Source organism: Arthrobacter sp. 01T425 (assembly GCF_056398725.1).
This window is the reverse complement of the sequence record NZ_JBFTPY010000007.1, coordinates 79,653-97,699: the sequence shown is the minus strand read 5'-3', so window position 1 is coordinate 97,699 and position 18,047 is coordinate 79,653. Positions and strand designations below refer to the sequence as shown.

Annotated in this window: 18 protein-coding genes; 11 read left to right on the top strand and 7 right to left on the bottom strand. The window is 67.6% G+C overall.

The window, feature by feature from the left end:
- Positions 1-8 precede the first annotated feature (8 nt).
- Positions 9-1,691 (bottom strand): ABC-F family ATP-binding cassette domain-containing protein, encoded by a 1,683-nt coding sequence (locus AC1DNG_RS10105; protein ID WP_476887270.1) that lies wholly within the window; start codon positions 1,689-1,691, stop codon positions 9-11.
- 169 nt (positions 1,692-1,860) lie between these two features.
- Between AC1DNG_RS10105 and AC1DNG_RS10100 the strand changes: the two genes are divergently transcribed.
- From AC1DNG_RS10100 to AC1DNG_RS10075, 6 genes are all read left to right on the top strand, one after another.
- Positions 1,861-2,622 carry a CPBP family intramembrane glutamic endopeptidase gene (locus tag AC1DNG_RS10100; protein WP_223913638.1) on the top strand — a complete coding sequence of 254 codons (762 nt, stop codon included), beginning with the start codon at positions 1,861-1,863 and terminating at the stop codon, positions 2,620-2,622.
- Positions 2,623-2,800: 178 nt separating this feature from the next.
- Positions 2,801-4,030: a S1C family serine protease gene (locus tag AC1DNG_RS10095; RefSeq protein WP_476887269.1), complete on the top strand. Its 1,230-nt coding sequence runs from the start codon at positions 2,801-2,803 to the stop codon at positions 4,028-4,030.
- Between the two features lie 39 nt (positions 4,031-4,069).
- Positions 4,070-4,510, top strand: coding sequence for a VOC family protein (locus AC1DNG_RS10090; RefSeq protein ID WP_476850210.1), 441 nt, complete (start codon positions 4,070-4,072; stop codon positions 4,508-4,510).
- A 21-nt stretch (positions 4,511-4,531) separates the two neighbouring features.
- Positions 4,532-5,500 carry a 1,4-dihydroxy-2-naphthoyl-CoA synthase gene (locus tag AC1DNG_RS10085; protein ID WP_476850211.1) on the top strand — a complete coding sequence of 323 codons (969 nt, stop codon included), beginning with the start codon at positions 4,532-4,534 and terminating at the stop codon, positions 5,498-5,500.
- A gap of 23 nt (positions 5,501-5,523) precedes the next feature.
- Complete coding sequence (locus AC1DNG_RS10080) at positions 5,524-6,669, top strand: AMP-binding protein (RefSeq protein ID WP_476850271.1); 1,146 nt, start codon at positions 5,524-5,526, stop codon at positions 6,667-6,669.
- 73 nt (positions 6,670-6,742) lie between these two features.
- Positions 6,743-7,624, top strand: a complete 882-nt coding sequence (locus AC1DNG_RS10075; protein ID WP_028276409.1) for a 1,4-dihydroxy-2-naphthoate polyprenyltransferase — start codon at positions 6,743-6,745, stop codon at positions 7,622-7,624.
- A 122-nt stretch (positions 7,625-7,746) separates the two neighbouring features.
- Here AC1DNG_RS10075 and AC1DNG_RS10070 read toward each other — a convergent pair whose 3' ends face one another.
- Positions 7,747-8,070, bottom strand: coding sequence for a DUF4229 domain-containing protein (locus AC1DNG_RS10070; RefSeq protein WP_476887268.1), 324 nt, complete (start codon positions 8,068-8,070; stop codon positions 7,747-7,749).
- 129 nt (positions 8,071-8,199) lie between these two features.
- Between AC1DNG_RS10070 and AC1DNG_RS10065 the strand changes: the two genes are divergently transcribed.
- The gene (locus AC1DNG_RS10065) at positions 8,200-8,628 is read left to right on the top strand and encodes a PLD nuclease N-terminal domain-containing protein (protein ID WP_223913634.1); all 429 of its coding nucleotides are present in this window, start codon (positions 8,200-8,202) and stop codon (positions 8,626-8,628) included.
- Between the two features lie 539 nt (positions 8,629-9,167).
- Positions 9,168-10,031, top strand: coding sequence for a hypothetical protein (locus AC1DNG_RS10060; protein ID WP_476887267.1), 864 nt, complete (start codon positions 9,168-9,170; stop codon positions 10,029-10,031).
- A 326-nt stretch (positions 10,032-10,357) separates the two neighbouring features.
- On the opposite strand, the gene ccsB is transcribed toward AC1DNG_RS10060, so the two are convergent.
- Genes ccsB through AC1DNG_RS10035 form a run of 5 tightly spaced genes read right to left on the bottom strand, consistent with a single transcriptional unit; the run spans position 10,358 to position 15,304 of the window.
- The gene (ccsB, locus tag AC1DNG_RS10055; RefSeq protein WP_476855544.1) at positions 10,358-11,476 is read right to left on the bottom strand and encodes a c-type cytochrome biogenesis protein CcsB; all 1,119 of its coding nucleotides are present in this window, start codon (positions 11,474-11,476) and stop codon (positions 10,358-10,360) included.
- Positions 11,476-13,248: a cytochrome c biogenesis protein ResB gene (gene resB / locus AC1DNG_RS10050; protein ID WP_476887266.1), complete on the bottom strand. Its 1,773-nt coding sequence runs from the start codon at positions 13,246-13,248 to the stop codon at positions 11,476-11,478. The genes ccsB and resB overlap by 1 nt, the downstream gene beginning before the upstream one ends.
- Complete coding sequence (locus AC1DNG_RS10045; RefSeq protein ID WP_028278104.1) at positions 13,248-14,003, bottom strand: cytochrome c biogenesis CcdA family protein; 756 nt, start codon at positions 14,001-14,003, stop codon at positions 13,248-13,250. Before AC1DNG_RS10045 ends, resB begins: the two co-directional genes overlap by 1 nt.
- 12 nt (positions 14,004-14,015) lie before the next feature.
- On the bottom strand, positions 14,016-14,636 hold the full coding sequence (locus AC1DNG_RS10040; RefSeq protein ID WP_476850216.1) for a TlpA family protein disulfide reductase: 621 nt from the start codon (positions 14,634-14,636) through the stop codon (positions 14,016-14,018).
- Between the two features lie 2 nt (positions 14,637-14,638).
- Positions 14,639-15,304 (bottom strand): histidine phosphatase family protein, encoded by a 666-nt coding sequence (locus tag AC1DNG_RS10035; protein WP_230010601.1) that lies wholly within the window; start codon positions 15,302-15,304, stop codon positions 14,639-14,641.
- 213 nt (positions 15,305-15,517) lie between these two features.
- On the opposite strand from AC1DNG_RS10035, the gene AC1DNG_RS10030 reads away from it, so the two are divergent.
- From AC1DNG_RS10030 to AC1DNG_RS10020, 3 genes are all read left to right on the top strand, one after another.
- On the top strand, positions 15,518-16,066 hold the full coding sequence (locus AC1DNG_RS10030) for a YceI family protein (RefSeq protein WP_476887265.1): 549 nt from the start codon (positions 15,518-15,520) through the stop codon (positions 16,064-16,066).
- A 215-nt stretch (positions 16,067-16,281) separates the two neighbouring features.
- Complete coding sequence (locus AC1DNG_RS10025) at positions 16,282-16,956, top strand: hypothetical protein (protein ID WP_476887264.1); 675 nt, start codon at positions 16,282-16,284, stop codon at positions 16,954-16,956.
- A gap of 212 nt (positions 16,957-17,168) precedes the next feature.
- Positions 17,169-17,993 (top strand): hypothetical protein, encoded by an 825-nt coding sequence (locus tag AC1DNG_RS10020; protein ID WP_476887263.1) that lies wholly within the window; start codon positions 17,169-17,171, stop codon positions 17,991-17,993.
- The last annotated feature ends 54 nt before the right edge of the window (positions 17,994-18,047 follow it).

Sequence of the window (18,047 nt, the reverse complement as noted above, 5' to 3'; positions counted from 1 at the left end):
TCGTTCTGCTACGCCAGGGCGCCGTCCCGCATCGAGTACCGGAGCCAGTTCCCCGCGCCGTTTCCGTGCCCGGTTTCCTGCCTGGCGCCGTGCCTTGTTTCTCGGCTCGTTCCTCGCCTGGCGCAGTTGCTGAACCACTCACCCAGCGCGCGGTCGTGGCTGACCATGACCAGTGTCCCTGCGAACTCGGACAGGGCCGCTTCAAGCTGTTCCACCAGCACGGGCGCCAGGTGGTTGGTGGGCTCGTCCACCAGCATCGTCCCGAAGCCGCCCAGCAGGAGCCGGGCCAGCGCCAGCCGGCGTTGCTGCCCCGCGGAAAGGCTGCCCACCGGCACGTGGAATTCGCTGGTCCGGAAGAGCCCCAGGCGCAGCAGCGCCTCGGCGTGCTCATCGATATTGCCGCCCAGGCCCGCGGCAAAGGCGGGCAGGAGCCGCAGTCCCGGGCGCTGCGGGAGTTCCAACTCCTGCTGCAGATAGCCGATCCGGCCGTGCCTCACCACTTTGCCCTGGGCCGGTTCCAACGTGCCGGCGAGGACGGAGAGTAGCGTGGACTTCCCGGCACCGTTGGGGCCCGTAATGAGGATCTTCTGGCCGGCTTCCACCCGGAAATCCGTGGGTTCCAGCCGGCCGGGCACCGCGACCCCCTTCGCCTCGAGCGCCGGGCCTTCGGCCACGTCCGCCCGCAGGTCCGTTGCCAGTTTCAGGGGTACTGGGGGACGGTCAATGGGGTTTGCCTCCAGCCGGCGCAGACGCTCCTGGGCGTTTCGGACCTTGCTGGTGGCCGCCTTCTGCCACGTGCCGGCCTTGAAGTCGAACCCCATCTTGTCGCCGTCGCGCTGGCGGGCGTAGCCCATCTTGCCGGCAACCGTGTCCGCCTGGAGCCGTTCGGCCGCCATCGCGTCCAGCCACCCGTGGTACTGCTGTGCCCAGCGCTGGCGCTCGGCAGCCTTCTCCCGCAGGTAGCCTTCGTAACCGTTGCCATACCGGTTGACCGACCGGCGCTCGGCATCGACCTCAATCACGGTTGAGGCCACTTTGCGCAGCAGCACGCGGTCGTGGGAGACCACCACCACCGTGCCGCGGTGCGCGGCCAGCCGCGCCTCCAGCCAGGCCGTACCGCTGGCGTCCAGGTGGTTGGTGGGTTCGTCCAGGAGCAAAATGTCCGCGGGATCGGCGAGAACGCAGGCCAGTGCCACCCGTTCCTGTTCCCCGCCGGAGAGCGAGCCCAGCGTCCGCATCCGGTCCAGCCCGCCCAGGCCGAGCCTGTCCAGCGCCGCTTCCACCCGGGATTCCGCGGCGTAGCCTTCCCGGAGCTGGTACTGCGTCTGCAGGTTTCCGTAGCGCTCCAGTTCGTCAGCTTCCGCGCCGGCCAGCCCGTCCTCCAGACGGTCCAGCTCGGCCTCCAGCGCGCGGAGCGATTCCAGTGCGGCGTCGATCGCGTCGCTGACAGTGAACAGCTCCGGCAGGCCGTGGGTTTGGGCAAGGTAGCCCACGCGGCCGTGGCTGACGGACGTGCCCTCGTCCGGGGCCTCGAAACCGGCCAGGATCCGCAGCAGTGTGGATTTGCCCGCGCCGTTTTCGCCGACGATCGCCACATGTTCGCCAGCCGTGATGGCAACGTCGACGCCGGCAAAGAGCTGGCGGTCCCCATAGCCGTGTGATACGCCCGAAAGGCGGAGATGTTCGCTCAAGGAGTCCTCGCAGTAGGTGCCAGCCTGCCCGACGGCGGCTTGCGTCCTCAGTATGGCACCGCCGGCCGTCACTGGGCACTGAGGCCCTGCCGCCGTCGGGCGTCAGGTCTGCGATGGCGCCGGGGATCAGCTGGACCGCGTCCTCCTGCCTCGGCACTAGGCTGGGGGCATGGGCACAGCTCTCCGTACACCACCCGCGCCGCAGCCGGAGCTTTACCGGTTCTCCCGGCTGGATTTCATCACTGTTGGACTCTATGTTGCCGTGGCCGGTCTATTCGCCGTGGCGGGCAGCCTGCTGGAGCCGCTGCTGCTGCAGATATCGCCCAATCCTGCGGTGGCGTCCTACGCGGTGAACCTGATCTTCTACGCAACGGTCGGCGTCCTTGCCCTGACCGCCGCGCGGCATGTTGCGGTCCGTGATCTCCGCGTCCTTGCCACAAGGCCCTGGTTCACGGCCCTCATGGTGCCGCTGACCGTCGTGGCGATGCTCATTCTCACCGCGGTTCTCGTGGCCCTCAGCGGACCTGTGCAGACCTCCGCCAACCAGGCGGGCCTTCAGGCGCTCATGCAGCAGGTCCCGGTCTGGCTCATGGTCCCCCTGCTGGTGTTGGTCGGCCCGTTCGTCGAGGAGTACATTTTCCGCCACTTGCTGATCGGCAAACTGAGCCGCCGGGTCAACCTCTGGGTCTGCTGCATCATGTCCGTGGTCCTCTTCGCGGCCCTGCACATCGTGGGCCAGGAGCAAATGACCCTGCAGGTGCTGATGCCGTACCTTGCCATGGGCGCCGTCCTGGTGTTCGTGTACGTCTGGACCGGGAAGAACGTGATGTTCTCCTACTTCGTCCACGCCTCCAAGAACCTCCTGGCGGTCATCTTCATCTACGCCATTCCGCCCGAGGTGCTCGAACAGCTGCAGCAAGTGCAGGGGTAACCGAAGCAGCGCGGCGGCGCATGGCACCCGGCTCCCCTCTGGTTGTTCGCCGGCGCATGCGCTATCTTGAGGGCACTTCGCGATGGTTTGGGAGGGCTGGAGCGGCAACCTTATATTGGGGAGGACTGCCATGAAAGCCCACGCCCACCGAATGTTCGCACTCCCGGCAGCTGCGGCGATGACAACACTTCTCGCGCTGAGCGGCTGCGTGTCCCTTCCCGGCGCCGCACCGACTGCACCGGCGGCACCGGCCACCCCAACAGCCACGTCTGCAGCGCCGGCGACCCCGCCGCCAACCAGCCCGGCGGCCGTCACAGCACCAGACCCGGTCGCTACCGGAAGCCGACAGCCGGGCGGGTGGGCCGGCACCGTCGCGAGTGTCCGCTCCGGAGTAGCAAAGATCAACGTCACGCTGTGCGACGCAGGCGGCGTCGGTACCGGTTTCCTCATCGAGAATGACCTCATCGTCACCGCCGCACACGTCGTGAAGGACCAAGCCGCCATCAGCATCAGCCTCGGAACAGAGATCTCGAGCGCGCAGGTACTCGGTATTGATGAGGCGGCCGACCTTGCCCTTTTGCGCACCGCCCGCCCGGTCAGCGGCCATATCTTCGACTTCGTCAGCGCTCCACCGGCACTGGGCGAAGACGTGGCGGCCCTGGGCTTTCCCCTGGACGCCGACCTGACCTTCACCGCGGGACGCGTCAGCGGACTGAACCGGGAGCAGACAATCGGCACAAGAACGGTCAGCAACCTGATCCAGACCGACGCCGCCATCAATCCTGGAAACAGCGGCGGCCCGCTGCTGACCATGGACGGCAAGGTGGCAGGAGTCGTGAGCTCCAAGCGGGCCTGGGTTTTCGGTGCAGGCAGCGAAGGTAACTACAGTGCCGAAGGCACGGCCTTCGCTGTGGATGCCCGCAAGGCTGTCCTCGCCGTCGAGAGCTGGAAGAACCGCACCACTTCGCTGTCCCCGACAAGCTGCGGCCTGCCGGCACCGGCAGACACCAGTGCGATAGACGTTACGGTGAATTCCGATCACCCGCAGGCCGCCAACATCACCCAGAGCCTGGTATTTCATGGCCAGTCCATCAACCGCGGCGCATACGACCTCGCGTTCGCCATACTGACACCCGAGATGCAGGACCGGATGGGTGGGCTCGAGACATGGCGGGAGGGGCTCGGCTCGTCTTTCTGGCGCACGCTGGAGGTCGAGGACGTATCCGCTGCCGGACCCGATCTCACGGCGTCCGTCCGGCTGAGGACCGTTCAGGACGCGCAGCACGGTCCCGACGGGCAGTCCTGCTCGGAATGGAAGCTCGACTACCTGATGACCTGGGATGGATCGATCTGGCGGATCGCGGACTCCCTTACGCCGCAAGGGCCTCCGGTGCCTTGCGGCGCCTGAACCCTACCGCCGCGGGCCGCGACGTCGTAGGTTCTTCCCATGACACTGAAAATCCAGATAGTCGTCGACTGCAAAAACCCGCACGAGCTCGCCGATTGGTGGGCCGAAACCCTGGAATGGGCCGTGGAGCCGCAGGATGAGGTTTTCATCCACTCCATGATCGAGCGGGGCTTCGCGACGGAGGCGGAGACCACCACGCACCGGGGCCAGCTCGTGTGGCGCGAGGGTGCCGCGATCCGCCCGCCCGAGGAACTCGACGCCAAGGCGCCCGCCCACCGCGTTTTGTTCCAGATTGTCCCGGAGGAAAAGACTGTCAAGAACCGGGTCCATTGGGACGTGCGGCTCGCGGGAGGGGACAAGGACGCCGTGCGGGCCGCCCTTGAAGCGCGCGGCGCCACGTTCCTCTGGTCCGCCAGTCAGGGACCGCATTCCTGGCACACCATGGCGGACCCGGAAGGCAACGAGTTCTGCATCAGCTGACGCGATTACTAGACTCGGACTGTGAGCAACGAAATCCCCGCCAAGGTATCCGACGTCTTTGACCCCTCCCGGTGGCGCACCGTGTCCGGTTTCGACGACTTCCAGGACATGACCTACCATCGGCAGGTGGAGCGCTCCGCCGACGGGGAGGTGGTCCGGGACCTGCCCACCGTCCGCATCGCCTTCGACCGCCCCGAGGTCCGCAATGCCTTCCGGCCCGGCACCGTGGACGAGCTCTACCGCGCCATGGACCATGCCCGGATGACCCCGGACGTGGCCACAGTCCTGCTCACCGGCAACGGCCCCTCCCCCAAGGACGGCGGCCACTCGTTCTGCTCGGGCGGGGACCAGAGGATCCGCGGCCGCGACGGGTACCGGTACGTAGTACAAAACTCAGCCGACGGCGAGACCAAGGAATCCATCGATCCCGCCCGCGCCGGCCGGCTGCACATCCTGGAAGTCCAGCGGCTCATGCGCACCATGCCCAAGGTGGTCATCGCCGTCGTCAACGGCTGGGCAGCCGGCGGCGGGCACTCCCTCCACGTGGTCTCGGACCTCACCATCGCCTCCCGCGAGCACGGCAAGTTCAAGCAGACCGACGCCACCGTGGGAAGCTTCGACGCCGGCTACGGCTCGGCCCTCCTGGCCCGCCAGATCGGCCAGAAGTCCGCCCGGGAAATCTTCTTCCTGGCCCGTGAATATTCGGCCGAGGACATGGTCCGGATGGGCGCCGTGAACGAGGCCGTGGACCATGGACGCCTCGAGGAGGTCGCCCTGGAGTACGCCGCTGACATTGCCCGGCAGTCCCCGCAGGCCATCCGCATGCTCAAGTTCGCGTTCAACCTCGCCGACGACGGCCTGGCCGGCCAGCAGGTCTTCGCCGGCGAGGCGACCCGCCTGGCGTACATGACGGACGAGGCCGTGGAGGGCAAGGAAGCCTTCCTCGAGAAGCGCGATCCCGACTGGTCCGCTTTCCCGTACTACTTCTAAGGCGCGCTGTGACTTCCGGAGCCATGAACATCGAGCCTGCGCTCAAGGCGCTGGCTGCTGCCCTCCACGGCGAGGGGCCCGCCGTCGAACTCTCCGCCGGGCCGGACGGCTCGCCGGTGCTGGGGTTCCCTGACACGGCCGGCATCGAGGACGCGGCCGTCGTGGTCCGGACCTCCGGGTCCACCGGCACGCCGAAGGCGACCGTCCTGACCGTCGAGGCCCTGGCGGCCTCGTCTGTGGCGACCGCCTTTGCGCTCAAGGGCGAGGGCCAGTGGCTGCTGGCCCTTCCCGTCCAGTATGTGGCCGGCGTCCAAGTGCTGGTCCGCTCGCTTTTTGCCGGAACCCGCCCGTGGGCCATGGACCTCTCCGGCGGTTTTACGCCGGAGGCCTTCACCGCCGCGGCGCTGGAGCTCACGGACAAGATCCGTTTCACCTCGCTGGTGCCCACCCAGCTCCAGCGCCTGCTGGACGCGCCCTCCGCCGAGACGCTGGCGGTGCTGCGGCGCTTCAACGCCATCCTGCTCGGCGGCGGACCCGCGTCCGCGCAGCTGCTCGACGCGGCCCGGGACGCCGGCGTGCGGGTGGTGACTACCTACGGCTCGTCCGAGACCTGCGGCGGGTGCGTGTACGACGGCTTCCCGCTCGAGGACGTCCTGGTCAGGGTGGAGGACGACGGCCGCATCCTGCTGGGCGGGGCAACCATTGCCGCCGGCTATCTTCAGGCCCCAGAGCTCTCGGCAGCGGCGTTCATCGAAGCGGACGGCGTCCGCTGGTACCGGACCAATGACCTCGGTGAACTGGACGCCGACGGCCGGCTCACCGTGCTCGGCCGGGCCGACGACGTCGTCATCACCGGCGGCGTCAAAGTTTCCGCCGCCCATGTCCAGGCTGAGCTGGAAAAGCTCGACGGCGTGCGGGCGGCTTTTGTCGCCGGTGTGCCGTCCGCGGAGTGGGGCCACGCCCTGGCCGCGTACGTCGCAGTGGCCGACAGTTCCCCGGAAGGGCTGGCGGCGTTCGCCGACCGCCGGAACCAGACCTGGGCACCGTCGCTGGGCGCACTGGCCCCGAAAACCGTGCTGCCCGCCGCGGAACTGCTTATGCTGCCCAACGGGAAACCGGACCGGCTGGGCATGACGGTCCGGCTGGACGCCCTCCATCAGGGAAAATAGACAAGCGCTTCCGGCTTCCGGCCGGCAACTCAAACCACCAACGAGCATTCAACCAACCAACGAGGTACTGACCGTGGCCACAGCCGCACAATGGATCCAAGGCGCCCGACTGCGCACCCTGCCGGCCGCAATCGCACCGGTGCTGATCGGCAGCGCAGCCGCCTACGAGATGGATTCGTTCATCCTGCTGAACGCCGTGCTGGCCGCCCTGGTCGCCCTGCTCCTGCAGATCGGCGTCAACTACGCCAACGACTACTCGGACGGGATCCGGGGCACGGATGAGGACCGGGTGGGTCCGCTCCGGCTGGTGGGCTCGGGGGCGGCCAGCCCGGAGCACGTCAAACGGGCCGCGTTCGCAGCCTTCGGGCTGGCGATGCTGTTCGGCCTGATCCTCGTGATCATCACGCAGGCCTGGTGGCTGATCCTGGTCGGCGTCGGCTGCGTGCTGGCCGCCTGGGGTTATACCGGCGGCAAGAACCCGTACGGCTATCTCGGCCTGGGCGACGTCTTCGTGTTTGTGTTCTTCGGCCTCGTCGCAACGCTGGGCACCACGTACACGCAGGCGGGGCAGTTGAGCCTGGCCGCGATCATTGGGGCGATCGGCACGGGGCTGATCGCGTGCGCCCTGCTGATGGCCAACAACGTCCGCGACATCCCGACCGACAGGAAGGCGGGGAAGAAGACCCTGGCCGTGCGGCTCGGGGACAAGCATGCGCGCGAAAGCTATGTGCTGATGCTGGCCGTCGCGATCCTGCTGGTCATCGTCCTGGCCCCCGCCCGGCCCTGGATGCTGATCGTGCTCCTGCTGATCCCCGCCAGCCTCATGCCGTCCTGGCTGATGATCGCCGGGCGGCGCCGCAAGAGCCTGATCCCGGTCCTGAAGCAGACCGGACTAATCAACCTCGGCTTCGCCGCGCTGTTTTCAATCGGACTCGTCCTCAGCCACGGGTTCTAGGCGGGGGCTTCTAGGCCGCGGGCTCAGGGCCGCGGGCTCCCGGGGCTTCAGGGGACCAACCCGGGGGCTCAGGCCCCCGGTTGCCGGGGCTTCCAGGGGCTGCAGGGGACCAGCCCGGGGGCTCAGGCCCCCGGTTGCCGGGAATCTTTGGGGCGGTTGTCCGTGCGGACGGCAATGTCGGGGTTCTCGTCCACGAGGCGGTCTTCCGCCTCGGCGTCGGCCACCTCTCCTGCGCTGCGCATCGGCTTGGCCTTGCCCAAGAACCGGTGGTGGAGCGTCGCGGTGGCCGCGTCGCGCTGCTTCTGGAAGAACAGGAAGCTGACGGCGAAGGACATCATTCCGGCGCACAGGGCGGCCAGGAGCACCCCCAGCTGCAGGTAGAGAAAGAGCGCAAACAAGGGCGCAAACAGCGCCAGTCGAATAAGGGTGTATTTGAGGAAAGCCACGCCTCAAGTTTAGCCGCCAGGACGGCGCGCTGCTTCGGCCATCCCGCTCCCCTCGTCCGCGGTGCCGGCAGCCTGCACCCGGGCATAGTGACCGGCGCCGTCGAGGCGCCCGACGGCTAGACTGAAGGTATGCTCCGTGTAGTGGTTCCGATCGTCATACTGGCCGTGTTTGTCTATGGACTGGTGGACCTCATCCGCACTGACGCGCGGCTGACCAGGGGCATCTCCAAGACCGCCTGGATTTTCGTGCAGGTCCTCCTCCCCGTGGTCGGCGCCACGCTGTGGTTTCTCATGGGACGCCCCCGCGCCACGGACACCGCACCGGTCGCCTACAGCCACCCGGTAGCGCCCGATGACGACCCCGAGTTCCTGCGCAACCTTGAGATCCGCCACCGCAACCAGGCCGAGGCAGACAGGCTCAAGAAGCTCAAGGAAGAACTCGACGCCAAGGACCGCAAGAACGACGCCGGCAATGCGGAAGCCGGCGGCAGCGAAGGCGCCGGCGGTGCCCACGAACCCGGCGACGCCGGAACGCCCGGCACCGACGAGGTCAAGTAACAATCACGTAGCAGTCCAGTAGCACCGTTCCGTGCATCCATCTGCGGCCGTTCGCCGCAGATGGCCGGAATCCCACGCTCCAAGCGGCCACCTCCGGCAAACGGCCGCCACGCATCCGCGCCCGCCCCTGCTGCCCACACCGCTTCGGGCCATTGCGTCCGCGCACCGGGCCAAGACTCCCCTTCCCATCTCCGGCGGTCCCCCGTCCCGCCGTCCCCCGTCACCCCGGGCATCCATCTGCGGCCGTTGGCCGCAGATGGCCGGAATCCCACGCTCCAAGCGGCCACCTCCGGCAAACGGCCGCCACGCATCCGCGCCCGCCCCTGCTGCCCACACCGCCCACTTCTCCCCCACACCCTGCCCGCGCTGTGGATAACCTCCAAGCCCCATCGGCGCGGGCGCAGAATACCCGTATGCGCCCGCCCAGTGAGCTCCCCCCGCATCTTCGAAACCAGCCCTTCACCGTTGCCGAGGCCCGCACAGCCGGGGTGGGGCGACGACGGACCCGGGCCAGGGATCTCGTCAGCCCCTGTTACGGGGTGCGCGCCACCGCCGCCACCCCGGACAGTTTGCTGAAACGTGTGCATGCCCTGACGGCCGTGACGGGCGCAATCGTGAGCCACCTGTCAGCGGCAGTGCTGTGGGGATTTCCCCTGCCGCAGGCTTTGGAGAACTTGGCTGTCATCCATCTGACGAGTCGGCCGGACCAGCGGGCGGTGCGGCATAAGAATGTGGTGGGCCATCAGCAGGCACTCGAACCGGACGAGATCGTAGCTGGGGTAAGGGCTAGCTGCACTTCCCCGCTGCGGACGTGGTTCGATCTCGCAGTCATACTAGGCCTCGATGACTTGGTGATCGCCGGGGATTTCCTGCTGCGGCGGAGAAATCCATTGACCACGATCCATGAGCTGGACGTGTTCCTGGCCGGGAAGCAAGGCAGGGCGGGCTACCGGCGGGCTATGCAGGCCCGGTCCCTGATACGCGCCGACACGGACTCCCCCAAGGAGACCGAACTCCGGCTGCTCCTGATTCGGCATGGCCTGCCCGAACCCGCAATCAACGTGCCCATGTTCGATGAGACCGGCGGTTGGATCCAGGACCCGGATCTCGCCTACGAAGAAGAAAAGATCGCGGTTCAGTACGACGGCGGGCATCACGCCAGTCCGGCCCAGCGTCGCAGCGACATCTTCCGGGATGAGAACGCCAGGGACGCCGGGTGGCGCGTGGTCGTATTGACCCAATGGCACTTGACCCCGCCCGGCCCTGGGATGGAGCCGGCCGCGATTACCCGGGTGCGCGCGGCGCTGTTGGAGCGCGGCTGGACTCCCGGCCCGGGCCCGAAGCCCGGGCAACGTCACCGTGCCCGCCCCCAGGCGCACCGATCTGACACGAATGGCCGCTAAGCGCATCAGCTGAACGGCCATCTGCGGCAAACCGACGGAGCGCGGGCCCGCGCAGCCCCCTCTGGGCCCGCGTCCAGACGCGCCGTCCCAAGCTCGCGGCCGTGGCAGCCGCACCCTGGCACCCTCATGCCATGCCACGCTGCCAAACCCCCGTGCGGCGCACCGATCTGACGCGAATGGCCGCTAAGCGCATCGGCTTAGCGGCCATCTGTGGCAAATCGAGAGAGCGCGGGCCCACACAGTCCCGGAAGGACCCGGAAGGACCCCGAAGCACCCGGCCCGGGTGCGGTTATGGGCCGGGGTGCGGTTATGGACCGGGGTGCGGCTTACAGTCCCGAGTAGGAGTGCAGGCCGTTGAAGAACTGGTTCACGATCGTGAAGTTGAAGACCACGCACAGGTAGCCGACGATCGACAGCCAGGCAGCACGGGTTCCGGTCCAGCCGCGGGTGGCGCGGGCGTGCAGGTATCCGGCGTAGACCACCCAGATCACGAACGTCCAGACTTCCTTCGTGTCCCAGCCCCAGAACCGGCCCCAGGCTTTCTCCGCCCAGATGGCGCCGAACATGAGCGTAAACGTCCAGCCGACGAACGCGATCGCGTTGATGCGGTAGGACAGGTTCTCCAGGCTCAGGGCGTTCGGGACCAGGCGCATGAACCCGAGCTTGTCGGCTCCGCCGGCGGCGATGGTCTTCTGCCGGTGCGACTGCACGAGCTGCAGCGCGGACATCGCGAAGGTCAGGGTGAACAGGGCCGAGGACATTACCGCGATGGAAACGTGGATGATCAGCCAGTAGCTCTGGAGCGCCGGCACGAGGTGGCCCACGGGAGTCCAGAAGGCGATGGAGGCGGCAACCAGCATGATGATGGCCAGGCCGATCACGAACGTGCCCAGGAAGCGCAGGTCGCGGCGGATCAGCACCAGCAGGAAGACGGCCACGGCCACGAACGCGCCCGTGGTGAGGAATTCGTACATGTTGCCCCACGGCACCCGGCCGGCACCGAGCGCGCGGGTGATCACGCCGGCCGCATGAATCGCGGCGCCGAGGACGGTCAGCGCGACGGCGACGCGGGCGGGGGCACGCCGCTCGCCGGCGTAGCGCATGCTGCCGTCGGCGGTCTGGCCCGCGCCTGCGGCGGTGCCGGGGCGGGAGGTGGCCGACGTCGGACGCTCGGCACGGCCTGCCGGGCCGCTGACGTCCGCATCGGAGCGGGCGGCGTCGGCTCCGGCGGCCCCCGCACCGACGCCCACGGGAACGCGCGCGGCATTGGCCTCGGCCGCCGCGCCGGAGAGCTCCGCGGCCTTGAGATCCACCGCGCGCAGCGTCTTGCTGCTCTTGGCCAGGTCCCAGGCGAAGGCGATGAACGCCACCGTGTACGTGCCCGCGGCCAGCAGCATGAACAGCTCGCTGTACTGGCCCATGGTTTCGTTGATCGAGAACGGCATTACTGATCCTTCTTCGACTCGGAAGAGCCGGCTGTTGACTGGATGAAGTCTTCTGCGGGTTGTTCAGGAGCGGCGTGCGTGCCGCTGGCACCATTCGCGGCGGTATCCGCCCGGTCATTATCCGCTGTTGCGCTGGGAGCGGGCTGGGAGCCGGTCGCGGCCTCATCGCCCAACAGCCAATCGTCCGAAAGGAGTTTGCGGATTGCCGCGGCCTCCCCGGCCAGGCGGTGGTCCTCACCGCGGGCCAGGAGACCGTACTCCACCATGGTGCGGCCGTCCTCGTGGGTGCCGGTGCGGACCCAGACACGGCGGCGGTTCACATAGAGCGAGGTCACAAGCCCGGCCACGGCCAGGAGCGCGAAGATCAGGGCGTACAGCTGGCCGGGGTTGTGGTGGATGTCCACGCCGATGTAGCGCTTGACGCCGTCGAAGCTGATGGAACCCTTGCCGTTCGGCAGCGTGTAGCTGCTCCCGGGCGCCAGGACGATGCCCTTGGTGTCCAGGTTGCGGGCGTTGAGCGGCGTCAGTTTCTTGACGTCGAGCTCGAAGACGTTCTGCGGGGAGCCCGCGTCCAGGCCGAGGTCGCCGAAGTAGGAATTCAGGGTCAGCTGCGGGTTGATGAGCTCCGGATCACCGCTGAAGGACACGCCCTTGTCGGTGACAAACGCCGTCGGCAGGAAGAACCCGGCGAAGGCGAGCTGTTCGGGTTTGGCGTCCGGAACCTTGATCACCACGGAGGAGTAGTAGTTCTCGCCCTGGAGCTTGGCCACCACGGGTCCCTGCATGGCAACATTGCCCGCGCCGTCGCGAATCGTGACGACGGGAGCGTAGCCGTTGCCGGTGAGGTACACGCTGGTGCCGCCGAGGCTGAGGGGGTCGTTGACCTTGAGCACCTCCTTCTTGGCGGGTGCGTCCGGGTTTTCCTTCGTGGTCACGGCGGCGGTGAAGTCGATGGGCTGACCGAACTTGCCCTTCGATTCACGGTCGAAGGTGATGTCGAACTTGTCCAGCTGGACCGAATAGGGCTGCAGCTGGCTGCTCTGGAAATTGGTGCCGGGGGTGAACTGGTCGTAGCCGACGAGGGTGTTGACGAACGTGTCGCCCTCCACCAGGATGCGCTGCCCGCTGTAGCCGAAGAGGCCGCCGGCCGCCACCGAAACCAGCACTCCGATCAGCGCGGTGTGAAAGACGAGGTTGCCGACTTCCTTCAGGAAGCCGCGCTCGGCGCCCAAGGACGGGCGGGCGCCGTCGTGGTCCCGCACGTCGACGCGGTAGCCGCGCTTTTTCAGCAGCTCGGCGGCGTCGGTGATGGCGGCCGACGCCGGGATCCCGGCGTCGGCCGGAATCACCAGGGTGCCGTATTCGGGGAGCCTGGACAGGCGGGCGGGGGTGCGCGGGGGCTGGGAGCGCATCGCTTTGTAGTGCGCGATGGCGCGCGGGATCACGCAGCCAATCAGCGAGACGAACAGCAGGATGTAGATCGCGGAAAACCAGGCAGAGGAGTAGACGTCGTAGAGCTGCACCGAGTCCAGGATCGAGCCGTAGTCCGGGTGGTCCTTGATGTACTGCGTGACAATCGCCGGGTTGGCCGGGCGCTGCGGGAACAGCGAGCCGGGCACGGCGGCGACGGCCAGCAGCAAGAGCAGGAACAGGGCTGTGCGCATGCTGGTCAGCTGCGTCCACGCCCACCGGAGCATGCCCAACGGACCCAGCGTGGGCAGGACGGCCTCGGGCTTCGGGGACTTCTTCTTTTCGTTCACGCGCTCGCTCATCAGATTGGCAAATTCACATCGGTTTGGAACCAGTACTGCAACCCGGAGACCCAGGTGCCCCACACACCGCTCGCCATCAGGATCCCAAGCAGGATCAGGATGCCGCCGCCGGTGCGCTGGATGGCGAGCCGGTGGTTGCGGAAGAAGGACATCACGCCAATGCCGCGGCGCACGGCCAGGGCGATCAGCAGGAACGGGATTCCCAGCCCAAGGCTGTAGACAAACGCCAGGAACGCCCCCTTGGCCGCCGAGGAGCCGCCGGAGAGGCTAAGGAGCTGGACGGCCGAATACGTCGGACCGATGCACGGTGCCCAGCCCAGCCCGAAGGTGATGCCCAGCAAGGGCGCGCCCCAGAGACCGGCCGGGGGTTTGGCATGGATCTTGGCATCGCGCTGGAGCCAGCCGAAGCCGCCCATGAACACCACGCCCATGACGATCACCAGGACGCCCAGCAGCTGGGTGATCCACATGTTCTGCGAGCCCGTGATGAAGCTGCCCAGCTGCCCGAAGGCGCCGCCGAGCAGCACGAAGATCACGGAGAAACCGAGGACGAACAGCCCGATGCCGGCCAGCATGCGCCCGCGCCTTTGCTTCTGCAGGTCGACGCCGGTCAGCCCCGTGACGTAGCCCAGGTATCCGGGCACCAGCGGGAGGACGCAGGGCGAGAGGAAGGAGACCAGTCCGGCCAGCAGCGCGACGGGAATGGCAAGCAGCAGCGATCCGTTCAGGATGGCTTCGGCGAAGGGGCTGTTCACGGTGGGGCCGCGCTACTCGGCCACGGCGGCGGCGATGAGGGATTTCAGGGTGCCCTGCTGGATTTCGCCCAGGACCCGGGAGGCGACGCGGCCCTGCTTGTCCAGCACGAGGGTGGTGGGCACGGCGCCGGGCGGCACGAGGCCGGAGACGGCCAGCAGCACGGCGCCGTCCTTGTCATTGAAGCTCGGGTACGTCAGGTTGAAGGTCTTGTCGAACGCGTCGGCCGTGGCCTTCTCATCGCGCAGGTTGACGCCGAAGAACTGTACGCCCTTGGTCTTGAATTCCTGGTTCAGCGCCTCGAGGGAGGGCGCCTCGACCCGGCAGGGGGCGCAGGCGGCAAACCAGAAGTTCAGCACGGTGACTTTGCCGGGGAAGTCCGCCGACGTGACGGCCGTGCCGTCGAACAGCGTCCCCTTGAGCGCCACGGGGCTCTTGCGGTCCGCGACGGCGAACTCGGTCACGGACCCGTCGCCGGCCACGTAGTTCTTGTTGTCTCCGGCCTTGGCCTGTTTGGCGAGGGCGTCGTCCTGGGCGCAGCCGGAGAGCCCGAACACCGCGGCCAGCGCGGCCCCGCCGGCGGTCAGGACGCTGCGGCGGGACAAAGGCATGTATTCGCGGCGGTTCGCGGCCATGGTCAGGCTCCCGGGGTGCTGGCGGCACCGGGCAGCAGGGCGGCAGCGGGCTCGCTGTAGTCGACGCGCACGAGGCCGCCGGCGTCGTCGAACACCAGGGATGTCAGGGACGTCAGGGTGCATTCGCGCTTGCGCGGGTCGTGCCACAACGGCCGGCCTTCGGCGCTGAGCCGCGTGGCCCAGATGGGCAGCTGGTGGCTGACAAGGATGGCTTCGGCCCCGTTGCCGCCCAGCTCGATGGCACGGATGCGTGCGTCCTGGACGGCCGCGATGACCCGCGCGGCCTGCTCCTTGTACGGCTCACCCCAGGAGGGCCGCAACGGGTTGTACAGCCGGGCCCAGTGTTTGGGACGCAGCAGCTCCGCCTTCGAGACGCGAAGGCCCTCAAAGTAGTTGGCGGCCTCGATGATGCGGGATTCGGTGGCAATCTCCAGGCCCAGGGCGTCGGCGATCGGCTGCGCCGTCTCCTGCGCGCGGGTCAGTGGGGACGCGGCGAGGTGGACGATCCTGGCCCCTTGCGCGGACCGCTCCCTGAAGTGTTCCGCCAGGGTGCGGGCCATCTCCCGGCCGAGTTCGGAGAGGTGGAATTCCGGCAGCCTGCCGTACAGGACACCATCGGGATTGTGGACCTCGCCGTGGCGGAGCAAATGAACAGTGGCTTGGGGCATGTCTACCAGTTTCTCAAAGATGCCGGTCGATCTGAAATCTTCTACGGGAGGTAGAACTGATGAGTTTGGAAAAATGTTCCCCGGAGTTGGAATAAAAGATGCAAATGCATGTTTATACTGGGTGAAGCAGTTAGTTGAGATTTCAACCAATGATGCTTCAACTAGCGATCAGACGAACCACCGCAGTACCAACCCGACTCAAGGAGAACCACCATGGCACTTCCCGCAAACGTCACCACCGGCACCTGGACCCTCGACCCGTCGCACAGCGAGATCGGCTTCACCGTCCGCCACGCCGGCATCAGCAAGGTCCGCGGTCAGTTCACCGACGCCGCCGCCACCCTGGACCTCTCCGAGAACGTCACCGACTCCAAGGTCAACGCCTCGATCAAGACCGCAAGCTTCGACTCCGGTGACGCCAACCGCGACGGCCACGTCCGCGGCGAAGATTTCTTCGACGTCGAGACGTTCCCGGAGATCTCCTTTGTATCCAACACCATCGTCCCCAAGGGCGACGCCTACGAGCTCCAGGGCGACCTCACCATCAAGGGCATCACCCGCCCCGTGGCCCTCGAGACCGAATTCAACGGCGTGGCCGTCGATCCCTTCGGCAACACCCGCGCCGGCCTCAGCGCCGAAACCACCATCAGCCGCAAGGACTTCGGGCTGACCTGGAACGCCGTCCTCGAAGCCGGCGGCGTGCTGGTCAGCGACAAGGTTGCCATCAACTTGGAACTGGCCTTCATCGCTCCCGCAGCATAGCCAGCATCCAGTACGGTCGCGGCCCGGTCACTCCCGCCGCCTGAGGGCCGACGCCGGTCAGCCGGCTCCAGCGCCCCGCTTCATCTTCGCGATGAAGCGGGGCGCTGTTGTTTTTCGCCGCTGCTGCCTGCCCCTCTTGGGCGCCGCCGTCGGGCACCGCGACGCGGCTGCAGATTCCCTAGATAACAAGGAAACGGCGGTCTACAGTGAGAGCCATGAGCAACCCGAGTGATGTACCTCCGCAGCAGCCGGGCGCCCAGCCGCCGGCATCGGGCAGCGTCCCGCCCGCCGGCCCACCGCAGCTTCCCGCCAACCCGCCGCCCCCTCCCGGGTACCAGGCACCGCCTCCCGGGTACCAGGCACCGCCGCCGGGGTACCAGGGCCAGCCGGCGTCGGCCGGCGGATTCCGCTTCGAGATGCCCACCGACCGCCCCAGGAACTTCGGCGATGCACTGCCTGCCGGCGGGCTCTCCGGCATGTTCAAGGTCGCTGCAATGCCCACCGAGCTGAAGGTCTCCTACTGGATCTGGCTGATCGGCGGGCTCCTGGGCCTCCTCGGTGGAGTCATCGGGTTGTTCGGGTCCTTCGTCCTGGTCGCCTTCGCGCCGGCGATCGGGCTCCTGGTGCTGCTGCTCGTGATCGTGGCGCTCGCACTGGCAACCGCTCAGATCATCCTGGCCATGAAGATGAAGGAAGGCCGGGAATGGGCCCGCTTCGCCCTCACCATCCTTGCCGGCATCTCCCTGGTGCTGACACTCATCAGTTCCGGCATCGCCGACGGCCGGGCGGGCGGAGGCCTGCCGGGCTTCCTCATCAGCCTCGTGGCGACCGTGCTCATGTGGCTGCCGAACGCACAGGCCTGGTTTGCCGCCAACCGGGGCCGAATCTAGGCCTGCCGCCGCACAGGGCACCCGCGGAATCGTGGCAGCGCCAGGGCTCCCCCGCCGCCACGCGCCGGCCATCGAATGAGGCTTGAGAATACCTCTCCGGAATGATCCACACGGCGGCCGGCCCGCGGTACGGTTGAGCTAAACCATGCTGGGGGCAGGGCAGGATCTCTGATCCCGGTGGCCGATTCGATCGACACGCAAAGGACCGCCTCATGAGCAATCCCCCAGTCCAGCCCCCGCCTCCCAACGGCTCCGAGCCGGGCGGGGAATCCACTCCGGCGCCGCAGGCACCGCAGTACGGCCAGAACGCCCCGCAGGCACCGCAGGCACCGCAGTACGGCGAGCAGACACCCCCCGCCTACGGCCAGAACGCCCCCCAGGCACCGCAGTACGGCCAGCAGACACCCCCCGCCTACGGCCAGAACGCCCCCCAGGCACCGCAGTACGGCCAGCAGACACCCCCCGCCTACGGCCAGAACGCCCCCCAGACGCCGCAGTACGGCCAGAACGCCCCGCAGTCGCCGTACGGCCAGTCCCCCTACGCCCAGTACCCGTCCCAACAGCCGCAGGCTCCGGGCGCGGTTCCCCAGTTGGTCAATACGTCGTTCTGGCTGATCATCGCAGCCGGAGCCTTGTGGGTCATCTCCATGCTGGTATCCCTGGGAACCCTGGACACCCCTGCCGTCAGGGACATGTTCGAGCAGCAGATGGCAGCGAGCGGCACGAGCGTCGACTTCGAATCCATTAAGGGTGTCCTGATCGGCACCATCGTGGTGTTTGCCGCCATCAGCGCCGGGCTGTACGCCCTCGTGGCATTCAATGTCCGCAAGGGCAAGAACTGGGCCCGCATCCTGGGCACCGTGTTCGCGGCATTGTCGGTCTTCAACATCATCCCGCTCAGCCTCGCCACCCTGGCGGCACTCGTGGGCATTGCGGCTATCGTGCTGCTTTACCTGCCCGCGGCAGCGCCGTATTTCCAGAAGCGGCAGCCCTTTGCCAACCCCTATGGCCAGCCCGGAGCCCCCTTCGGGAAGTAGCTTCGCCAGGAACCCACCCAGTGGGGTACCACTCAGCGGGCGCGGGAACCGGAG